General features: G+C 68.2%; 19 protein-coding genes. 7 read left to right on the top strand and 12 right to left on the bottom strand.

The window, feature by feature from the left end:
* Window positions 1–368 precede the first annotated feature (368 nt).
* The 3 genes from MEU52_RS03220 to tesB all read right to left on the bottom strand — a co-directional run bounded on the left by MEU52_RS03220 (window position 369) and on the right by tesB (window position 3,268).
* Window positions 369–1,730, bottom strand: a complete 1,362-nt coding sequence (locus MEU52_RS03220; RefSeq protein WP_238120172.1) for an ammonium transporter — start codon at window positions 1,728–1,730, stop codon at window positions 369–371.
* 29 nt (window positions 1,731–1,759) lie between these two features.
* Window positions 1,760–2,098: a P-II family nitrogen regulator gene (locus tag MEU52_RS03215; protein WP_238120173.1), complete on the bottom strand. Its 339-nt coding sequence runs from the start codon at window positions 2,096–2,098 to the stop codon at window positions 1,760–1,762.
* Window positions 2,099–2,377: 279 nt separating this feature from the next.
* Complete coding sequence (gene tesB / locus MEU52_RS03210) at window positions 2,378–3,268, bottom strand: acyl-CoA thioesterase II (protein ID WP_238120174.1); 891 nt, start codon at window positions 3,266–3,268, stop codon at window positions 2,378–2,380.
* 163 nt (window positions 3,269–3,431) lie between these two features.
* Between tesB and MEU52_RS03205 the strand changes: the two genes are divergently transcribed.
* Window positions 3,432–4,724 carry a ubiquinone biosynthesis hydroxylase gene (locus tag MEU52_RS03205; RefSeq protein ID WP_273546043.1) on the top strand — a complete coding sequence of 431 codons (1,293 nt, stop codon included), beginning with the start codon at window positions 3,432–3,434 and terminating at the stop codon, window positions 4,722–4,724.
* Between the two features lie 17 nt (window positions 4,725–4,741).
* Here MEU52_RS03205 and MEU52_RS03200 read toward each other — a convergent pair whose 3' ends face one another.
* From MEU52_RS03200 to MEU52_RS03190, 3 genes are all read right to left on the bottom strand, one after another.
* Window positions 4,742–5,437, bottom strand: coding sequence for an SOS response-associated peptidase (locus MEU52_RS03200; protein ID WP_238120175.1), 696 nt, complete (start codon window positions 5,435–5,437; stop codon window positions 4,742–4,744).
* 34 nt (window positions 5,438–5,471) lie between these two features.
* The gene (locus tag MEU52_RS03195; protein ID WP_238120176.1) at window positions 5,472–6,386 is read right to left on the bottom strand and encodes an MBL fold metallo-hydrolase; all 915 of its coding nucleotides are present in this window, start codon (window positions 6,384–6,386) and stop codon (window positions 5,472–5,474) included.
* A gap of 194 nt (window positions 6,387–6,580) precedes the next feature.
* Window positions 6,581–7,276, bottom strand: a complete 696-nt coding sequence (locus MEU52_RS03190) for an outer membrane protein (RefSeq protein ID WP_238120177.1) — start codon at window positions 7,274–7,276, stop codon at window positions 6,581–6,583.
* Between the two features lie 344 nt (window positions 7,277–7,620).
* Between MEU52_RS03190 and MEU52_RS03185 the strand changes: the two genes are divergently transcribed.
* Together MEU52_RS03185 and MEU52_RS03180 are read left to right on the top strand one after the other, a co-directional pair.
* Window positions 7,621–7,962 carry a hypothetical protein gene (locus MEU52_RS03185; protein WP_238120178.1) on the top strand — a complete coding sequence of 114 codons (342 nt, stop codon included), beginning with the start codon at window positions 7,621–7,623 and terminating at the stop codon, window positions 7,960–7,962.
* A 312-nt stretch (window positions 7,963–8,274) separates the two neighbouring features.
* Window positions 8,275–8,505: a hypothetical protein gene (locus tag MEU52_RS03180; RefSeq protein WP_238120179.1), complete on the top strand. Its 231-nt coding sequence runs from the start codon at window positions 8,275–8,277 to the stop codon at window positions 8,503–8,505.
* 85 nt (window positions 8,506–8,590) lie between these two features.
* Here the strand turns inward: MEU52_RS03180 and MEU52_RS03175 are convergent, their stop codons facing one another.
* Window positions 8,591–10,507: a propionyl-CoA synthetase gene (locus MEU52_RS03175; protein WP_238120180.1), complete on the bottom strand. Its 1,917-nt coding sequence runs from the start codon at window positions 10,505–10,507 to the stop codon at window positions 8,591–8,593.
* Window positions 10,508–10,744: 237 nt separating this feature from the next.
* Between MEU52_RS03175 and MEU52_RS03170 the strand changes: the two genes are divergently transcribed.
* Both MEU52_RS03170 and MEU52_RS03165 read left to right on the top strand, forming a co-directional pair.
* Window positions 10,745–12,373, top strand: a complete 1,629-nt coding sequence (locus MEU52_RS03170) for an acyl-CoA synthetase (RefSeq protein WP_238120181.1) — start codon at window positions 10,745–10,747, stop codon at window positions 12,371–12,373.
* A gap of 34 nt (window positions 12,374–12,407) precedes the next feature.
* Window positions 12,408–12,620 carry an alkylphosphonate utilization protein gene (locus tag MEU52_RS03165; protein WP_024280870.1) on the top strand — a complete coding sequence of 71 codons (213 nt, stop codon included), beginning with the start codon at window positions 12,408–12,410 and terminating at the stop codon, window positions 12,618–12,620.
* A gap of 8 nt (window positions 12,621–12,628) precedes the next feature.
* On the opposite strand, the gene MEU52_RS03160 is transcribed toward MEU52_RS03165, so the two are convergent.
* A complete protein-coding gene (locus MEU52_RS03160; protein ID WP_238120182.1) occupies window positions 12,629–13,618 on the bottom strand; it encodes a GSU2403 family nucleotidyltransferase fold protein in 990 nt (329 codons plus the stop codon).
* 190 nt (window positions 13,619–13,808) lie between these two features.
* On the opposite strand from MEU52_RS03160, the gene MEU52_RS03155 reads away from it, so the two are divergent.
* Window positions 13,809–15,563, top strand: coding sequence for an ABC transporter ATP-binding protein/permease (locus MEU52_RS03155; protein WP_238124999.1), 1,755 nt, complete (start codon window positions 13,809–13,811; stop codon window positions 15,561–15,563).
* Between the two features lie 57 nt (window positions 15,564–15,620).
* Here MEU52_RS03155 and MEU52_RS03150 read toward each other — a convergent pair whose 3' ends face one another.
* Window positions 15,621–16,430, bottom strand: a complete 810-nt coding sequence (locus MEU52_RS03150) for a ChbG/HpnK family deacetylase (RefSeq protein ID WP_238120184.1) — start codon at window positions 16,428–16,430, stop codon at window positions 15,621–15,623.
* The gene (locus MEU52_RS03145; RefSeq protein ID WP_238120185.1) at window positions 16,427–17,461 is read right to left on the bottom strand and encodes a glycosyltransferase family 2 protein; all 1,035 of its coding nucleotides are present in this window, start codon (window positions 17,459–17,461) and stop codon (window positions 16,427–16,429) included. The genes MEU52_RS03150 and MEU52_RS03145 overlap by 4 nt, the downstream gene beginning before the upstream one ends.
* A gap of 333 nt (window positions 17,462–17,794) precedes the next feature.
* Here MEU52_RS03145 and MEU52_RS03140 point away from each other — a divergent pair, with 333 nt between their 5' ends.
* Window positions 17,795–18,628, top strand: a complete 834-nt coding sequence (locus tag MEU52_RS03140; protein ID WP_238120186.1) for a universal stress protein — start codon at window positions 17,795–17,797, stop codon at window positions 18,626–18,628.
* A 36-nt stretch (window positions 18,629–18,664) separates the two neighbouring features.
* Here MEU52_RS03140 and MEU52_RS03135 read toward each other — a convergent pair whose 3' ends face one another.
* Both MEU52_RS03135 and MEU52_RS03130 read right to left on the bottom strand, forming a co-directional pair.
* Window positions 18,665–19,465, bottom strand: coding sequence for an ABC transporter ATP-binding protein (locus MEU52_RS03135; RefSeq protein WP_238120187.1), 801 nt, complete (start codon window positions 19,463–19,465; stop codon window positions 18,665–18,667).
* A complete protein-coding gene (locus tag MEU52_RS03130) occupies window positions 19,462–20,478 on the bottom strand; it encodes a FecCD family ABC transporter permease (RefSeq protein ID WP_238120307.1) in 1,017 nt (338 codons plus the stop codon). The genes MEU52_RS03135 and MEU52_RS03130 overlap by 4 nt, the downstream gene beginning before the upstream one ends.
* Between the last annotated feature and the right edge of the window lie 6 nt (window positions 20,479–20,484).

The following is a 20,484-nucleotide window of genomic DNA, read 5'->3' as shown; positions in this document are numbered from 1 at the left end:
CCGGCTCCCCGGCGCGCTCAGCTGCGCCGGCGGGGAACCGGGCCGGTAATTCGCGCCTGAAGCGGCCGCGGCGTCGCCAGGGGCGCGCGCGGCGCTGAGCTTCCGCCCTGCATGTCTGCGGTCATCCTCGGGCCGTTCGATGGAAATCCGAAGGCCGGCTTCTAGCAGGCGCGGCGGGCGGGGAAAAGGCCGGCGATGCATCGCGCCACGGTCGGCGGGCGTCTGGAGGGGTGTTGGCGGCCCCGCCGCGGGGCGGCAGACAAAGATTTGGCCCCGGCACACGAGGCGCCGGGGCCATTTGGTTCCCCTCTTTTTAAACTGTCCGGACAATGCCGGAATGCGGGGGCGGCGTGCGCCCCCGCTTGAGCTCACGAGTGATACGCGCGCTCGCCGTGCTCGTTGATGTCGAGGCCCTCGCGCTCCACTTCGACCGACGGGCGCAGGCCCACGACGATGTTGAGCACGAAGAAGATGATGGCGGAGACCACGCCCGACCACACCAGCGTCACGATGGTGGCCTGGGTCTGCACCCACACCTGGTGACCCATGGAATAGTCGGCCACGCCGGCGCCGCCGAGGGCGGGAGACACCAGGATGCCGGTGCCGATGGCGCCGATGATGCCGCCCACGCCGTGGACACCGAACACGTCCAGGCTGTCGTCATAGCCGAGGGCATTCTTCACCGCGGTGCAGAAGAAGAAGCACACCAGCGCTGCGACGATGCCGAGCACGATGGCGCCCATGGGGCCGGAGGCGCCGCAGGCCGGGGTGATGGCCACGAGGCCGGCCACCGCACCCGACGCACCACCCAGCATGGAGGGCTTGCCGCGCACGATCCACTCGATGACCAGCCAGCCGACGACCGCGCCCGCGGTGGCCAGGAAGGTGTTCACCATCACCAGGGTGGCGAGGCCGTTGGCTTCGAGGTTCGAGCCCACGTTGAAGCCGAACCAGCCGACCCACAGCAGGGAGGCGCCGACCATGGTGAAGGCCAGCGAGTGGGGCGGAAGCTGCTCCTTGCCGTAGCCGATGCGCTTGCCGACGATGATGCAGCCGACCAGGCCGGCGATACCGGCATTGATGTGCACCACGGTGCCGCCGGCGAAGTCGAGGGCGCCCAGGGTGAACAGGTAGCCTTCCGAGAACCACACCATGTGGGCGATCGGGAAGTAGACGAAGGTGCCCCACAGGATGGCGAACAGGATCACCGCCGGGAACTTCATGCGCTCGGCGAAGGCGCCGATGGCCAGGGCCGGGGTGATGGCCGCGAACGTCATCTGGAAGGCGATGAACACGAATTCGGGGATCTGTACGCCCTTGGTGAAGGTGTCGGCGAGGCTGTCGGCGGTGATGCCGGCCAGGAACGCCTTCTCGAAGCCGCCGATGAAGGCGTTGCCCGAGGTGAAGGCCAGCGAGTAGCCGTAGAGGGCCCACACCAGCATCATCACCGCGGTGATGGTGAGCACCTGCATGAGCACGGAGAGCATGTTCTTGGCGCGCACCAGGCCGCCGTAGAACAGGGCGAGGCCGGGAACGGTCATCAGCAGGACGAGGACCGTGGAGGTCATCATCCAGGACACGTCACCCTTGTTGACGGTCGAAACCGCCGCGGCCACGGCCGGGGAGGCGGCGGCGGGGGCTTCGACCGGCTGGCCGAGCGCCGGCAGGGCGAGCGCCGCTGCGGCCAGAAGCGCAGGGAGCCCCGCGCGAGTCCACGTCTTGAACGTCATGGATGAAAGCTCCGTGAAAAGAGGATGGCTCAAAGCGCGTCGGCGTCGGTCTCGCCGGTGCGGATGCGCACGGCGTGATCGATGGCGAAGACGAAGATCTTGCCGTCGCCGATCTGGCCGGTCTTGGCGGAGGCGGTGATGGCCTCGACCACCTTCGAAACCTGGTCAGCGGGAACCGCCACCTCGATCTTCAGCTTCGGCAGGAAGCTGACGGCGTATTCGGCGCCGCGATAGATCTCGGTGTGGCCCTTCTGACGCCCGTAGCCCTTCACTTCAGTAACGGTGAGTCCGTGCACGCCGATACCGGTGAGGGCGTCGCGCACCTCCTCCAGCTTGAATGGCTTGATGATGGCCATGACGATCTTCATGGATCGGTCCCTGTCCCCTGATGCCCGTGGATGCGGTCGCGCGGGGCTCACCCCCACGCGCCGTCCATCCGGTGTTTTCTCGCGGCTTCGCCGTGCGGGACCGGGGAGTTCCGCGCTGCGGCAGGCAAGCCTGAACAAAGCGGAATCAATTACCGTGCCAAGTAAAGAAGAGTGGGAGACTCGTTGCTTATTTTCTCGCCATGCCGGGCAAGGGAATGGCGATGCCCAAGGACTGCCGCTTTTGATGCCTAAATTTTAGACGCATCGCCTCAAACGGCGTCATTTCTTCTGGGTGCGCCGCATCAATCCCTCTTGCGCCGCCGAAGCCACCAGCACGCCATCGCGGGTGAAGAACTCGCCGCGGCAGAAGCCGCGCGCACCGAAGGCCGCGGGGCTCTCCTGGCTGTAGAGCAGCCATTCGTCGGCCCGGAACGCCCGGTGGAACCACAAGGCGTGGTCGAGGCTCGCCACCTGCAGGTCGCGATCGAACACCGAGCGGCCGTGGCGCAGCAGCGCCGCCTGCAGCAGCGAGAAGTCCGAGGCGAAGGCGAGCACCGCCTGGTGGGTGGGCAGGTCGTCCGGCAGGGGGCCGCGGGCCCGCACCCAGACGCTGGGCGAGGCCTCGGCGGCGGTGCCGAGATAGGTGGGGTCCAGGCCGGTGGGGCGCACCTCCAGCGGCCGCATGGTCATCCAGCCCCGGGTCGCCGCCTCGGGAAAGCGCTTCAGCAGCCGCTCGCGCCACACGTCGTCCGGCGGCAGGTCCTCCGGCATGGGCACTTCGGGCATGGTGATCTGGTGCTGCATGCCGTCTTCGTCCTCGTGGAACGAGACCGCCATGGAGAAAATGGCGCGGCCGTGCTGGATCGCCACCACCCGCCGGGTGGTGAAGGTGCGGCCGTCGCGGATGCGCTCCACGTCATAAATAATGGGGATGGTGGGGTCGCCACCCAGCAGGAAATAGCCGTGCAGGGAGTGGGAGACCCGTTCCGGCGGCACGGTGCGGCGCGCCGCCACCAGCGCCTGGGCCACCACCTGGCCGCCGAACACGCGCCCGCCGCCGGGGTTGCCGCTGCGACCGCGGAACAGATTGATCTCCAATTGCTCCAGGTCGAGGATGGACAAAAGTGCTTCAACGTCGGACGACGGCGTGTCGGTCATCATGTCGCTCATGCGGATCGGCCTCAGGCAACCCGGATCTCTGCCGAAGCCGGCGCCGGGGACGTTGGACAAAGGGTGCACGAACACGCCATGGCACATGCGGTGGCGTCAAGACCTATGCGTGAACGGCGTGCCGCAAGGGTGCACCGTGACCGCCGCGTGAAGGAGACGGACGTTGACTGGCCTGAACGAGCCCGATGTGGCGCCTTCCCCCTATACGGGTGAGTCTGCGGGCTTTGTCCGCCCCGATGCGGAGCGGTGGGATGTGGCCATCGTCGGCGGCGGGCTGGCGGGGCTCAGCCTGGCGCTGGCGCTGCGGCAGGGGCTCGGCGCCGATGCGCGCATCATCCTGTTCGACCCCGCCTTGGCGCGGCCGGTGATCGACGACGAGCGCTGCTCGGCCATCGCCGCCGGCGCCCGGCGGCTGCTCACCACCATCGGCGTCTGGGACAAGGTGGGCGCGGCGGCCGAGCCCATCCGCTCCATGGTGGTCACCGACAGCCGCACCAAGGACGTGGCGCGGCCGGTGTTCCTCACCTTCGATGGCGAGGTGCAGCCGGGCGAGGCGTTCGCGCACATGGTACCGAATGCGGTGCTGCAACAGGCGCTTATCGAGGCGGCCGCGGCGGCGGGCATCGCCCTGACCCCGGAGGGGGTCTCGGCCTTCACCCCGGAGGGCCAGGGCGTGTCGCTCACCGCCGGCGACGGCGGGCCGGTGCGCGCGCAGCTGCTGGTGGCCTGCGACGGGGCACGCTCGCGCCTGCGCGCCATGGCGGGCATCGACACCGTCTCCTGGGCCTATGGCCAGAGCGCGCTGACCTTCACGGTGGAACATGAACGCCCCCATGAGGGGCGGGCGGAAGAGCATTTCCTGCCGGCGGGCCCGTTCGCCACCCTGCCGCTGCCGGGCAACCGCTCATCCATCGTCTGGGCCGAGCGCAACGCCGATGCCGAGCGGCTGGCCCATCTGCCGGCGCTGCTGTTCCAGGACGAGTTGGAGCAGCGCTTCGGCCACAAGTTGGGCTGGGTGAAGCCGGTGACGCGGCCGCGGGCCTATCCGCTGGGCTTCTCCATGGCGCGCAGCTTCATCGGCGAGCGGCTCGCTTTGGTGGGTGATGCGGCCCATCTCATCCACCCCATTGCGGGGCAGGGGCTGAACATGGGGCTGCGTGATGTGGCGGCCCTGGCCGAGGCGGTGACCGACGCGGCGCGGGTGGGGCTCGATTTCGCATCGCCCCAGGTGCTGGAGCGTTACCAGCGCTGGCGCCGCTTCGACACTCTGGCCATGGGCGTCGCGACGGACAGCCTCAACCGCCTGTTCTCCAATCATTCCGACGCCCTGCGGGCGCTGCGCGACGTGGGCCTGGGGCTGGTGGATCGGCTGCCGCGCCTCAAGGGCCTGTTCATCCGCGACGCCGCCGGGCTCACCGGAGCGCTGCCGAAGCTGCTGCGCGGCGAGGCCCTTTAGAGGGGCCGGGCACCCGCTCAGCCCGGCTGCGGCGGGTGTTCCTGCAGCGGCGCGAGCAGTGCCGGATCGTCGTTGCGCACTGCATTGACGGCGGTCGAGACCGGCCAGAAGGTGAGAAGATCATCGGCGCAGGGGGTGAGCAGGGCATGGGGATCGTCGGCGCCGAGGAATATGGGAATGGCTGCCGCGTCGAGAATCACCGGCATGCGCGCGTGCAAAGGCGCCAGCCGCCCGTTGGCGGCGCAGGTGAGAATGGTGAAGGTGCGCAGCCACTGGCCCGTGTGCGGGTCCTTCCACCCCTCCCACAGGCCGGCGAAGGCCAGCGGCGCTCCGTTCGCCGGTGAGATGTAATAGGGCTGCTTGCCGGCGGGGCGAGTCTGCCATTCGTAGAAACCATCCGCCGGAATGATGCAGCGCCGCTTCTTGCGCCAGGCGTCGGCGAAGGTCGCGGTGTGGGCCACCCCTTCCGAGCGGGCGTTGATGAGGCGGGCGCCCCCGCTCGCATCCTTCGACCACACCGGCACCAGCCCCCAGCGCAGCAGCGACAGGTCGAGCCGGCCGGTGTGCGGGTTGAGGCGGATCACCATCAGGTCCTGGGTGGGGGCCGCATTGTACCGTGCCGGCGCATTGGGCAGCTGGATCGCCGCCACGTCGAGCCCGAAATGCTCGGCATAGGCGAGCGGTGCGCGATGCTGGACGAAACGGCCGCACATGCGGGAACCTCCGCTCAGAAACCCCGAGCCCGCCCTACGAGGCGATCCGGAACCGCCCGTCGATGGCCGCCGGGCCATCGGTTGTCACCCGTCCGCTTTCCACGAGGTGCTCGAGATGGGCGAGCACGGTGAGGGAGGCGGCGCCTACGAGCCGTGGGTCGAGCCCGATATAGATGCCGCGCACCAGGTCCGGCACGGTTTCCGCCGTGCGTTCCAGCCCGCGCAGGATGGCGAGCTCGCGGGCGATGCGATGATCGAGATAGTCGCGCACGAAGGCCGGGGCATCGCGCACCGGGCCGCCGTGGCCCGGCAGGTAGGTTCGCTCGGGCCGCGTGCCGAGCAGTTCCAGCGAGCGGATGTAATCGCCCATGGCGCCATCCGGCGGTGCGACGATGGAGGTGGCCCAGGCCATCACATGATCGCCGGAAAACAGCACCTCCTCCTCGCGCAGGGCAAAGGCCAGATGATTGGCGGTATGGCCGGGGGTGGCGACGGTGTTCAGCGTCCAGCCACGCCCTTCTACGGCCTCGCCGTCGGCCAGCATGTGGTCGGGCTGGTAGTCGGTGTCGGCGCTGGCGTCGAGCGGGTTGATCTCGCCGATATGTAGTGGGCGTGCGGCGCGGTGCGGCGCGGCGCCGACGATGGGCGCGCCGGTGGCCGCCTTGATGGCGGTGGCGGCGGGGGAGTGATCGCGGTGGGTATGGGTGACGACGATGTGGGACACCGTCTCTCCCGCGACGGCCTGGAGCAGAGCGTCGATATGCTCGGGGCTGTCGGGGCCGGGATCCAGAATGGCCACCGAACCCTGGCCGATGATGTAGCTGCAGGTGCCGGTGAAGGTGAACGGCGAGGGATTCGGCGCCACGATCCGCCGCACCAGCGGCGTGACCTGGTCCAGCCGGCCGGCCGGGACGTTGAAATCGCGATCGAAGGGGATGTCTGCGCTCATGCCCCCAGGCTAGCGCAGTTCCCGCGAAAGGGCATCAGGGACAGCGCAGCTCGGGCGCCGAAGCGGGCAGACGCAGACCGTCGCCCGTGCGGCGGCAGCGCATGGCGTATCCGGGCGGCCGCACGAGTCGGAAAGGGACAAAAGAAAAGGCCCGCCTTGCGGCGGGCCTTTCCCGTCAAACCCTGATCGTTGGATCAGAACTTGTAGTTCACACCAGCCTTGATGGTGTGGAACTTGGTGTCGCCGTCCACGGCGATCGGGCCGATGACGGCCACGTCGTGGCTGCCCAGGTCGACGTACAGGTATTCAGCCTTGAACGTCCAGTTGTTGGTGATGGCATACTCGGCGCCGCCGCCGATGGTCCAACCCCAATCGGTCGAAGAGGTCGACACGGCCCAGGCCGGCACGCCGAACCAGGCGTTGTTCGAGGTCTTGCCGTAGGCAGCACCACCGGTGATGTAGGGCAGGAACCGATCGAACGCATAGCCGAGGCGGGCGCGGATGGTGCCGAAGTAGTCAACGGTGGAGCCAGCGGTGATGCCGGTGCCGCCCGAGGTCAGGCTGACGTTGCCTTCGATGTTCGACCACTGGATATCGGTCTCGAGACCGACCACCACGTTGTTGGCGAACTGATAGTTGTAGCCCAGCTGACCACCAGCGAACCAGCCGGAGGAGTTCACGTCGGCGCTGGCGACCGGGAGGCCGACGGTGTAGGCGTCGTAGGAGAACTTGTCACCGCCGAAGCCGACGTTGGCACCGATGTAGAAACCGGTCCAGGAGAACACCGGAGCAGGAATGGCCTTCACCGGGTACTTCGTCGCCAGGTCAGCAGCCGCGGCCGGAGCCGAGAGCGCCGCCAGCGCGACAGTGGCGAGAAGAAACCGCTTCATAACTAACCCCCTTGTTTGGGTTGTCCTTGGTCGTGAGACAGGCGAGAGCAAAAATCGTCTCGCGCCGCTCAGTGAGGTGGTTCTAGCAGAGTTCCGTGGCGGGTGCCGTAGCTTTCATGCCACACTGCATTGAAATCGAAGCCTGTTCATTACCCTAGGTATATGATGCTACCTCTATTTCGGGGTTGCCGGGTTGTGAAGCGGCACCCCTGCGGCCTATCCGATAAGAATATGGTAAAAGAATAGTAAATAAAGGCAGTTAGACACCACTTCCCGAGCCTCGCCCTGGGCGCCGTGAAGCCGTCGGCGAGGAAAGGCAAGACTGGCGGAGAGGAGAGGGTAAGATGCAACCGAAGGTAAATGGTATGCGGGTCGGTCGCATCCATCGCGGGTGGTATGGGATGCCGCTGGCGCTGCTGCTCGGTCTCGTTGCGCCCGGTGTCGCTCTTGCGCGGCCCGATTCGACGGCCATGAGCTGCCGCGATGCGGCGGCCCTGGTGGCCCGGCAGGGCGCGGTGGTCATGGCCACGGGTCCCAATACCTATGACCGTTACGTGTCGCAGATTCGCTATTGCGCCGGCGGCGAGGATCTCAAGCCGGAGTGGGTGCCCACCCGCGACGTGCGCCAGTGCTTCATCGGCTACACCTGTTTCATCCCGTCGCGCGAAGGGCATCCGGGGCATTGAGGCGGCCGCCGGGGCCGCCGGGGCCGCCGCCGGAGCCGCTGCCGCTTGCGCGGGCCGCCCCGGCAGCTCATGTGAGGCGCGGCCGCCGCGGGTGTCGGGATGCTCCGAGCATCCCGCGGACACGGGGCGCGGAGACGGGTGAGGTGAGTCATGATGGGCAGATGGAGCGGCCGGCGGCCGAGACACGCCGGCAACAGCCGGCGGGGCAGGGGTCCGAGCGGCCCGTTTTTCAGCGGTCTGGCTATGGCGGCACTGGGGCTGGCGACGCCGGCCGCGGCCAAGTCCCTGGAGGCAACCGCGTCGGATCCTCTGGTGCAGAGTCGCACGCTCACCTGCGCGCAGGCGGCCGGGCTGGTTCAGGACAAGGGCGTCGTGGTCATGGCTACCTCGCCGACACTCTACGACCGCTATGTGCGCGATCTGAATTTCTGCCTGCATGACCAATTGCTGCGGCCGGAATGGGTGCCCACCCGCGACGCGCCGCAATGCTTCGTCGGCTATGTCTGCCAGGAGCGGATGGGAGCTGGCGAGAAGGGCAATTGAGGCGGATGCCACAAGACCCGACGGCCCGGCCGGCCCCCCGGGTGGGGCCCGGTCGGGCCGTCGCATTCGTGCCCGCGCGGGGCGCTCAGCCGATGCCACGATCCTTCAGGATGTCTTCGATCTCCTCCAGCACCACCGGATCGTCGATGGTGGCGGGGATCGACCACGGGTCGTGATCGGCGATCTTCTTCATGGTGCCGCGCAGAATCTTGCCGGAGCGGGTCTTGGGCAGGCGGTTCACGGTGACCGCCAGCTTGAACGCCGCCACCGGGCCGATTCGATCGCGCACCAGGCCCACCAGCTCCTTCTCGATCACCTCCGGCGGCCGGCGCTCGCCCGCCTTCAGCACCACGAAGCCGCACGGCACTTCGCCCTTCAGGGAGTCCTTGACGCCGATCACGGCGCATTCGGCCACGTCCGGGTGGGAGGCGATCACCTCTTCCATGCCACCGGTGGAGAGGCGGTGGCCGGCGACATTGATGATGTCGTCGGTGCGGCCCATGACGAACACATAGCCGTCGTCATCCATGAAGCCGGCGTCGGCGGTCTTGTAGTAGCCGGGATAGTCGGCGAGGTAGCTTTCCCTGAAGCGCTCGTCCTGCTGCCACAGGGTGGGCAGGCAGCCGGGAGGCAGCGGCAGCTTCACCACGATGGAGCCCATGGTGCCGGCCGGTACCGGCTTGGCCGCCTCGTCCACGATCTGCACGTCGAAGCCGGGCATGGGCACGGTGGGCGAGCCGAGCTTGATGGGCAGAAGGCCGAGGCCCACCGGATTGGCGGCGATGGCCCAGCCGGTTTCGGTCTGCCACCAATGGTCCACCACCGGCACGCCCAGCTTGTCCTCGGCCCATTGCACCGTGTCCGGATCGGCCCGCTCGCCGGCCAGGAACAGGGTGCGGAAGTGGCTCATGTCGCGCCCGGTCTTGAAGGTGCAGTCCGGGTCTTCCTTCTTGATGGCCCGCAGCGCGGTGGGGGCGGTGAACAGGGCCACCACCTTGTGCTCCTCCACCACCCGCCAGAAGGCGCCGGGGTCAGGCGTGCCCACCGGCTTGCCCTCGTAGACGAGGGTGGTGCAGCCGGCCAAAAGCGGGGCATAGACAATATAGGAATGGCCCACCACCCAGCCGATGTCGGAGGCCGCCCAGAACACCTCGCCGGGCTTGATGCCGTAGAGATTCTCCATGGTCCAGGTGAGCGCCACCATGTGGCCGCCGGTGTCGCGCACCACGCCCTTCGGCTTGCCCGTGGTGCCGGAGGTATAGAGGATGTAGAGGGGATCGGTGGCCGCCACGTCCACGCAAGGGGCGGTGCGGCCAGCCTGGATCGCGTCGTTGCAGGCCTCCATCCAGTCGATGTCGCGGCCTTCGCTGAGGCTCGCCGGGCCCTGCGGGCGCTGCAGCACCACGCAATGCTCCGGCTTCACCGCCGACATGGAAATGGCAAGGTCGAGCAGGGGCTTATAGGGTACGACCCGGTTCGGCTCGATGCCGCAGGAGGCGGCCAGGATGACCTTGGGCTCGGCATCCTCGATGCGGGTGGCGAGCTCCTTGGCGGCGAACCCGCCGAACACCACCGAATGGATGGCGCCGATGCGGGCGCAGGCCAGCATGCCCACCAGGGCCTCGGGCACCATGGGCATGTAGACGAGCACGCGATCGCCCTTGGTCACACCGAGGTCGCGCAGCACCGCCGCCAGGGTCTCCACGTCGCGCTTCAGCTCGGCATAGGTGAGCGAGCGCTTGGTATCTGTCACGGGGCTGTCATAGATGATGGCGGGCTGATCGCCGCGGCCGGCGGCCACGTGGCGGTCCACCGCATTGAAGCAGGTGTTGCCGGTGGCGCCCTCGAACCAGCGGCCATAGACGCCGGCATCGGGATCGAAGACCTTGGTGGCCGGGGTCGTCCAGTCGATCTTCCTGGCCGCCTCGCCCCAGAAAGCGGACGGATCTTCGCGCCAGCGGGCATAGGTTTCGCCGTAGCGGCTGCTGCTCATCTCACCCATGGACGTCTCCCTCGTCGGCATAATCGTTGGTGTGGTTAGTGCCGATCGTTATTTTACAGAGCAAGTACGCATAACTGCGTACGACCTTGGTTGGATGGATAAACGCCTTGTTCTATCTTGGCCTTGGATTGCGCCTCCCTTAAGCCCTGCTAGGTTCTTGCCCGTCGAACGGGCATTGTTGGCTGGTCTCCCGTGCCCGTCACGTGGCCGGGAGCGATAAGGATGATGGGGAGTTCCATGGCCGGTAGCATCTACGACCTGCATCTCGACCGCAATCAGGCGAATTACCAGCCGCTGACCCCGCTTGGCTTCCTCGAACGGGCGGCGCGGGTGTTCCCCGATCGCACCGCCATCATCCATGGCTCCACCCGCCGCACCTATCGCGAATTCTATGATCGCAGCCGGCGGCTCGCCTCGGCGCTCACCAAGCTGGGCGTGGGCAAGGGCGACACGGTGGCGGTGATGTTGCCCAATGCGCCGGCCATGCTGGAAGCCCACTACGGCGTGCCCATGACCGGGGCGGTGCTGAACTCCCTCAACACCCGGCTCGATGCCGCCATTCTCGCCTTCACCATCGACCATGGCGAGGCCAAGGTGCTGATCACCGATCGCGAGTTCTCGCCGGTGATGAAGGCGGCCCTCGCCATGGCGGTGAAGAAGCCCATCGTCATCGACTATGACGACCCGGAATATACCGGCAAGGGCGACCTCATCGGCGGCACCGAATATGAGGCCTTCCTGGAGACCGGCGATCCGGAATTCGCCTGGACCGGGCCCGCTGACGAGTGGGACGCCATCGCCCTCAACTACACCTCCGGCACCACCGGCGATCCCAAGGGCGTGGTCTACCACCATCGTGGCGCTCACCTCTTGGCGGTGGGCAATGCGGTGACCTGCGCGCTGGGCAAGCACCCCGTCTATCTGTGGACGCTGCCCATGTTCCACTGCAACGGCTGGTGCTTCCCCTGGTCCATCACCCTGGTGGCGGGCACCCACGTGTGCCTGCGGCAGGTGCGGGCGAAGGCCATGTTCGATGCCATCGCCGATTATGGCGTCACCCACATGTGCGGCGCGCCCATCGTCATGTCGACCCTGCTCGGCGCGCCGGAGGCCGACAAGCGGCCGCTGCCGGGCAAGGTGGAATTCATCACCGCCGCGGCCCCGCCGCCGGAAGCGGTGCTGGCCGCCATGCAGGATGCCGGCTTCAACGTGGTGCACGTCTACGGCCTCACCGAGGTCTATGGCCCGTCGGTGGTGAACGACTGGCACGAGGAATGGGATGCGCTGCCCGCCGCCGAGCGGGCCATGAAGAAGGCGCGCCAGGGCGTGCGCTATGCGGCGCTGGAAGCTCTCGACGTGCTCGATCCCGAGACCATGCAGCCGGTGCCGGCCGACGGCGCGACCATGGGCGAGGTGATGTTCCGCGGCAATACGGTGATGAAGGGCTATCTCAAGAACCCCACCGCCACCGATGCCGCCTTCGCCGGCGGCTGGTTCCACTCGGGCGACCTTGGGGTGAAGCATCCCGATGGCTACGTGCAGCTCAAGGACCGCTCCAAGGACATCATCATTTCCGGCGGCGAGAACATCTCCTCCATCGAGGTGGAAGATGCCCTTTACAAGCATCCGGCGGTGAGCGCGGCGGCGGTGGTGGCCAAGCCCGACGAGAAGTGGGGCGAGACCCCGGTGGCGTTCGTGGAACTGCGCGACGGCATGAGCGCCACGGCGGAGGAACTCCTTGCCCATTGCAAGACCCACCTCGCCGGTTACAAGTGCCCCCGCTACATCGTGTTCGAGCCCATCCCGAAGACCTCCACCGGCAAGATCCAGAAGTTCCGCCTGCGCGATATGGCGAAGGAGGTCTGAGCGGGCGGGCGCTGAAGGAGCAGACATGTCCGACATCGAGGTGCGCGACGCCAATGGCGCCGTGCTGAAGGACGGTGACAACGTCACCCTCATCAAGGATCTCAAGGTGAAGGGCACGTCTGTGACCCTGAAGCGCGGCACCCTGGTGAAGGGCATCCGCCTCACCGGCGATCCCGAGGAGATCGACTGCAAGGTCGAGAAGGTGAAGGGCTTGGTGCTGCGCACCGAGTTCGTGAAGAAGGCCTGAGCTCCGGCTCAGGCCACGAGGTGCGCGGGCGTGAGTCCGAGTTCGGTGAGGGAGCGCACCATGGGGCGCTCCCAGCCGGTGGTTCCCTTGGCCGCGGCGTCCTCGAAGGCATCGGACAAGGCGAAGGGATCGGCGCTCTTCAGCGCGGTGATCAGGGCCTCGGCCTGGGCAAGGTCCTTGCGGCGCTTGGTGGTGTCGCCTCCGCGCTTCTGGGCGATGATCAGCTTATGCACGGCGAAGCGCGCCGGTTGGGGAATCCGCACGGCGATGCCGCTGCGGTAGAGGACCGCCGCGGGCATGGGATCGGCAATCAGCCAGTCGAGATGCTGGAGCGGCACGGCGCCTGCGGCCAGGGCCGGGAGCGCCATCGGGTTGGTGTCCGTCCGTCGGCGTTGCGGCGTCAGCAGGTCCACCACGAAGCCTGAAGCGGATCGGAAATGAGACGGCAGCGCCGCCGGATCGAGGCCGGGAACGCCGCGAAAGGTCGGATCCGCCCGTTTCAGGATGGTCTCCATCGTCTCTCCCGCCTCGTCCGCCATGACGGCGAGGCTGGCGGTAGCAGGGTCCTCGTCCTGGGAGATGAGACCGGCGGCGGGCAGCCTGTGCCCCAGGGGGGCCGGATAGCATTGATAGGCGGCCGTGCCGACCAGGACCGCCTGCCGGAGCAGGCCGGCGTCGCTCATGGTATCGAGCACCTGCGAGAGAGCCTGCACCGGGGCGGGCACATGGGCGCGCCGGAGGGTGGAGACGATCTGCCGCCGCTCCGCCGCCCGCGCATTCTCCTCTTCGATGAGGGCCACCCGTGCCACCACGAGGGGATCATCGGCGCGGCCGATGAAAATGTCGCGCCGCACGCTGCCGACCGGCCGCTTGCCATAGACATAGGACATGCCCTTGATCTCGCGATGATAGAGCGAGGCAGGGCGCTCCATGCTGGCCTGGAGCTGCTGCGCCAGTTCCGCGTAAAGGGTCTGCAGCGGGAGCGGGATGGGTTTCATGGTTACAGACGGATCTTGAGAAACTGTCTGTATTTTTATGCCTTACAGACAGAAATTTCAATTCTGTCTGTAAGGGGCGGCGCGCATCGCTTCCGCCTTCCCCAGCGCCACCTTTCCAATCGTTCATGTGGCCGCCATGGTGCGGTCAGGTTCGAGGCGTCACAAGGCGAGCGGACCCCTTGCGGAGACGATGCCGGTGCGCGCCCTTCTGTCCCTTCTCGGCGACATCCGTCGCCTTGCCGTGCCCTATTTCAAGAGTGAGGAGCGCTGGATCGCCATTGGCCTGCTGGCGGCGGTGATCGCGCTGGAGCTCGCCTGGGTCTTTGCCACGGTGCTGCTGAACGAGTGGAACGTCGCCTTCTACAATGCCATCCAGGAAAAGGACTTTCCGGCCTTCAAGACGCAACTCCTGGTGTTCTGCGCCATTGCCGCCGGGGCCATCTTCGTGGCGGTGTATCAGGTCTATCTCAAGCAGTGGCTCGAGATCCGCTGGCGGCGCTGGCTCACCCAGCGCTATCTCCACGCCTGGCTGAGCGACGAGGTGCACTATCGCCTGCGCCTCGCCGGCGACAGCGCCGACAACCCCGACCAGCGCATCGCCGAGGATGTGCAATTGTTCGTCGGGCGCACCATCGGCGTCGGCGTCGGCCTGCTCGGCACCATCGTGTCACTGATCTCCTTCTCGGTGATCCTGTGGAACCTGTCCGGCCCGCTCGCCTTCAGCCTGTTCGGCCATGATCTCTCGGTGCCCGGTTATCTGTTCTGGGCGGCGCTGGTCTATGCCATGGCCGGCACCTGGATCGCCCATCTCATCGGCCGGCCGCTGGTGCGGCTCAATTATGACCAGCAGCGCTACGAGGCGGATTTCCGCGTGGATCTCGTGCGGGTGCGCGAGAATGGCGAGCAGATCGCCCTGCTGCACGGCGAGGCCGCGGAGGATCGCAAGCTCGAAGGCCGCTTCACCCGGGTGTGGGGCAATTTCTTCGATCTCATGAAGGCGCAGAAGCGTCTCACCTGGTTCACGGCCGGCTACAATCAGATCTCGACGATCTTCCCTTATGTGGTGGTGGCACCGGCTTACTTCGCCGGCCAGATCCAGCTTGGGCAATTGATGCAGACCGCATCCGCCTTCGGCTCGGTGCAGGGTTCCTTCTCCTTTTTCGTGTCGAGCTATGTGTCGCTGGCGGAATGGGCCTCGGTGGTGCAGCGGCTCACCGGCTTCGAGGCGGCCATGGTGGCGGCCCGCACCCAGGCGCAGGCGCCCGCCTTCACCGCCGCCACCCATGAGGAGGGGCCCGCCCTCGGCCTGTCGCAACTGGAGGTGCGCCTGCCCGGCGGGGCGCCGCTGATCGCCACCGGCGAACTGGAGATCGGCCACGGCGAATGCGTGCTCATCACCGGCCCCTCGGGGGCGGGCAAGAGCACCCTGCTACGGGCGGTGGCGGGCATCTGGCCCCATGGCAAGGGGCGCATCGCCCGCAAGGCCGGGCAGAAGGTGATGGTGCTGCCGCAAAAGCCCTATGTGCCAGTGGGCCGGCTCGATGCCGCGCTCGCCTATCCCGGCGCCGCTGAAACCTTGCCGCGCGACAAGGCCGTCGAGGTGCTGGAGGCGGTGGGGCTCGGCGCTCTGGTGCCGCGCCTGGAGGAGACGGCGCTGTGGCCCCATGTGCTCTCCCTGGGCGAGCAGCAGCGACTGTCCGTGGCCCGTGCCCTTCTGGAGGCGCCGGACGTGCTGCTGCTGGACGAAGCCACCTCCGCCCTCGATGAGGCGTCGGAAGCCGGCCTCTATCACCTGCTGCGGGCGCGCCTGCCCAAGGCCACCTTCATCTCCATCGGCCACCGCAGCACCCTGGTGGGGCTGCACGACCGGGTGCTGCATCTCGATGGCGAGAGCGCGCCGCGCCTGCTGCGCCCGGCCACCGCGCCGCAGCTGCAGCCGGTGTGAGCCTGGAACCGCGCGCGGGCGCTTTACCGCCTGCGCTGCGGGAGCCGATGGCTGGGGTCAGAACAGGCGGGTCTGTGTCTCGGCGAGGATCTCCGGCAATTGCGGGCCGTGCAGCACCTCGAATTCCACTTCGCGCTGATGGGTGACGGGGTCGCGGGCGGTCAACGGATCATCCACATGGCCGGGATGCACCATCACCACCGCGCCATCGGGCACGCCGCTGAGAAAATGGGTGAGCAGGGTCGCGAAATCATGGTCGGCGCTGAAGTCATAGGCGCCGGCGAAGCCAGTGTTGGTGGCCAGGCCCAGACGCGCCGCATCCCGCGCGAAGCCGCGCCCGAACAGGCCGATGAGCCGGCCCTTGAGGTCCAGTCCATGGAGCGCCGCCGGGGCCGGGGTCACGTCCCGCAGCCAGGCATTGGGGGCGTGACGTCGGGTGGCCGCCAGCACCGCCGGGCGCACCCCCGGCAGGACGTGCACATGCTGGTGGCCGTCCACATGGCTGGGCGGCCGGCCGAAGGCGGCCTCGAAGGCCAGGAACTGCGCTTCCACCTCCGCCGCTACGGCGCGGGTGTCGAGGCGGCGGGTGAAGGCTTGGAGGATAAGGTCGTTCAGTCCCGGCAGGGTCCCGTTGCCGGTTCCCGCCGCCAGCGGGGCATAGCCGCCGGTGAGGGTGAGGTGAAGGCCGACGCTCACCGCGGCGCTGCCCGCCACCGCATCGAGCGCGGCTGCCTCAGGCGCCAGATCCGGAAACAGGGTCATGACCGAGGTGGCGTTGATGCGCCGCTCGTCGATCAGCCGGCGGATGGCGGCGGAGACGCCGGGGGCGATGGCATAATCGTCGGCGCAGATGGTGATGCTCTTCACCGGGCGGCTCCCAGCTCGCGATCCAGCGGCGCTGCGGCGTGGCCTTCCCCGGTGAGCGGGGCGGCATCGGCCTCACCTCGGCTCGCCTCATGGAGCATGTGCTCGGCGACGAAATAGACCGGGCGCGCTTTGATCTCCGACAAGATGCGGGCGATGTACTCGCCCACCAGCCCCATGACCAGCAGCTGGGCGCCGCCGATGACCATGACGCCCACCACCAGCGACGGATAGCCCGGCAGCGGGATGCCCCAGATGAGGCGTTCGAGCACGATCCACAGGCCGTAGAACAGGGCGAGGCCGGCGAGCATGGCGCCGGTGAGGGCGGCGAGCCGCAGGGGCGCCGGCGAGAACGAGGTCAGCGCCTCCATGGACAGGCCGAGCAGGCGCAGGAAATTGAAGGAGCTGGTGCCGTGGGCGCGGGCTTCGGGCTGGTAGGGCACTGCCACCTGCCGGAAGCCCACCCAGCTCGACAGGCCCTTGAAGAAGCGGTTGCGCTCGGGCATCCGCCGCAGCGCCGCGGCGGCCCGTGGCGACAGGATGCGGAAGTCGGCTCCGTCCTCGGGAATGGTGCTGGCTGCGCCATAATTGAGCAACCAATAGAACATGCGCACGAAGGTGCGGCGGGCGAACGGCTCATCCATGCGGTTCGCCTTCACCGCATAGGCCACGTCATACCCCTCGTCCTTCCAGAGGCGCAGAAAGGTCGCGATCATCTCCGGCGGGTGCTGCCCATCTCCGTCCATGAACAGGATGGCGTCGCCGCGGGCGTGGTCGAGCCCGGCCATCAGCGCGGCTTCCTTGCCGAAATTGCGCGACAGGGCCACCACCTGGACATCCACCCCCGCGGCGGGCAGGCCGCGCGCCACCTCGGCGCTGCCGTCCCGGCTGCCGTCGTCCACATAGACGATCTCCAGCCGCAGCCTTCGGGCGTCGGCCTCGGCCTGGGCGGCCCGGCACAGCCGCTGGTGGAAGGCCCCGAGGCCGGCGGCCTCGTTATAAAGGGGGACGACAATGCTCAGATCGGGTGTCATGGCTCGGCCACTGTCGCAGCTGGCGGCGGGAGGAACGGGTGTAAGTCCGGCCGGGGAGAAAGTGTACGGAATTTTCTTCATGGCGTGGGAACCTGTCGGTCCCTTGGGGCCTTGTCCTTGCAGCACGGTCATACCCCACCAGGCCGTGTCAGCGGCGCGGCTGTCTTCCCCCAGGATGGCCGCGCCGCCTCGGACCCTGCGGACCCGGCGTCGCGGCACCCTCCGCGTGGAACACGGGGCTTCGGCGCGCTTGCGCTACATCAAGACATGAGACTTTGGGCGAGTTTAGGGTAATGTCGCGACGGTGAAACGGCTTAACGAGGGCCTTCGTTCATGATTCGTGACATTCTGGTCAACCTGGCGCAAGGCGTCGAAAAGGACGCTGCCCTGGAATATGCCGTGAGCCTCGCCAAGGAGTTCGGCGCGCACCTGACCGGGCTTTCGGTGGCTTACGAGATCGACGTTCCGCCCTTCTACATGGGCGCCCTGCCCACCGACTTCATCGATGCCCAGGTGCTGGAGAACCAGGCCTCGGCGGAGAAAGCCGCGGAGACCTTCCGCGCTCTCGCCGATGCGGCCGGCGTGCCGCACGAGACCCGCTCCATCTCCGCTTCGCTCGGGGTGGCCGCCAACAGCTTCGCCCGCATGTCCCGCCTGTTCGACCTCACGGTGGTGGGCCAGCCCGATCCCGACAAGCCGGGACCGGAGGAAGTCCTGGCGGAAACGGTGCTTCTGGAAGCCGGCCGCTCCGTGCTGATGGTGCCGTATGTGCAGCAGAAGGGCTTTTCCGCCGAGCACACGGTGGTGGCCTGGGATGGCGGCCGCGCCGCCGCCCGTGCGCTCGCCGAGGCCCTGCCGCTGCTGCACCGCACCAAGAGCGTCGAGATCTTCCGGGTGGTCACCGACAGCACCGAGGAAGTGGATGAGGAAGGGCTGGAAGTGGCCCGCCACCTCGCCCGCCACAATCTGGATGCGAAGGTGCGCCGCCTGCCGGTATCCGGCTCCGAGCCCATCGCCTCGGTCATCCTCAATGAGGTGTCCGACCAGGGCGCCGATCTGGTGGTGATGGGCGGCTATGGTCATTCCCGGCTCAAGGAGATGGTGCTCGGCGGGGTGACCCGCGAGATCCTGTCGTCCATGACCGTGCCGGTGCTGATGGCCCACTGAGGGCCCAGGCCCGGCGCCGGGCGACGGCGCCGGGCTTCAGCTCGATGTGTCGGGGTGGGGCGCCTCCAAAGAGGGCGCGTCCCGCCGGGACCAGGGCAGAATGAAGCGCTGGCCGTGGCGCTCGCCGGTCTCCACATGAACGCCATAGGCCGCTTCCAGCGCCACGGGGGTCAGCACCTGCTCCGGTGTGCCCCGGGTCAGCATGCGGCCCTCGCGCAGCAGGGCCAGCGTATCGCAGAAGCGGGCGGCCAGCGTCAGGTCGTGCAGCACCACCACTACGGTGTGCCCCTGGCGCGCCTGCTGGCGCAACAGCTCCATCACATGCAGTTGGTGATAGGGGTCGAGGGCCGCCACCGGCTCGTCGGCCAGCAGCGCTTCACCTTCCACCGCCAGGGCACGGGCGAGCAGCACCCGCACCCGCTCGCCGCCGGAAAGGCTGCCGGTGGTGCGGGTGGCCAACGCCGTGACATCGCAGGCGGCCATGGCGCGGGTCACCGCCGCCGCGTTCTCGGCCGGGCTGGTGCCGTGGGGCAGCCGGCCGAGCCCCACCACATGGGCCACGGTCATCGGCCAGTGGATGCGCCCGTCCTGTGCGAGATAGGCGAGGCGCCGACCCATGGCCCGCCGATCCATCTCGGCGGCGGGGGTGCCATCATAGGTGAGCTGGCCGCCCTGCGGCGGCTCGAGACCGGCCATCACCCGCAGCAGGGTGGTCTTGCCGGCGCCGTTGGGGCCCAGCAGGCCCAGCACCCGGCCGGGCTCGGCGGTGATGTCCACCCGGTCGAGGATGGCGCGGCCGCCCCGCTGGACGGTGATGCCTTCGGCACCGATGATCATTCGCGCTCCGTGCCCAGGCGCCGCAGCAGCAGCAGGAAGAACGGTGCGCCCACCAGAGCCGTCACCACGCCGAGCTTCAGCTCGGGTCGCGTGGGCAGGAGCCGCACCAGAATGTCGGCGCCAAGGGTGAGCGCGGCGCCGGCCAGGCCGCTCACCAGCAGCAGCCGGCCCGGCCGGTGACCCACCAGCGGTCGCAGCAGATGCGGCACCACCAGGCCGACGAAGCCGATGGTTCCCGATACCGAGACCGCCGCGCCCACCATGGCGGCGGTTCCGGCGATGGCCAGCAGCCGCAGCCGGCGCAGGGAGAAGCCGAGGCTTTCGGCGGTCTCCTCGCCCAGGGTCAGCGCATCGAGCCCGCGCGCGGTGGCCAGCACCAGGGCGGTGCCGACGGTGATGAAGGGCAGCACCAGCAGCACGTGGTCAAGGCTGCGATCGGCCAAAGAGCCCATGAGCCAGAACACGATTTCGAGCGTGGCATAGGGGCTGGTGGACAGGTTGAGGGCGAGGGCGGTGAGGGCGCCGGCGAGGCTGTTGACGGCGATGCCCGCGAGAATCAGCACGGTGGTGGAGGCGCCGTTGCGGGCCAGCGCCAGCAGCACCGCCGTGGCCAGCCCGGCGCCCACCAGGCCTCCCAGCGGCAGGGCCAGGGGAAACAGGGCGGCGGCGCCGAAATAGAAGGCGGTCACCGCGCCCAGGGCCGCGGCACCGGACACGCCCACCACGCCGGGATCGGCCAGGGGGTTGCGCATCAGCCCCTGCAGCGCGGCGCCGGTGAGGCCGAGGCTGAAGCCCACCATCACCCCCAGCAGGGCGCGCGGCAGCCGCAGTTCCAGCAGCACCAGGGCGGACAGGCCGCGCTGGCCGGCCATCAGTTCGCGCAGGGCGGCCGGCCAGTCGAGTGGGGCGTAGCCGACGGCCAGCGACAGGGCGAACAGGGCCAGCACCAGGGCGGCGAGACCTCCCACCAGCAGGGGCAGCGGCCAGGCGTGCGGCGGCGCCGCGACGGTCATGGGCGA

Origin of the sequence: Xanthobacter sp. NM-25 (genome assembly GCF_022138605.1) — a bacterium.
Classification (GTDB): Bacteria; Pseudomonadota; Alphaproteobacteria; order Rhizobiales; family Xanthobacteraceae; genus Xanthobacter.
Note: the sequence above shows the minus strand (reverse complement) of the source record. Positions and strands in the feature narration are given on the sequence as shown.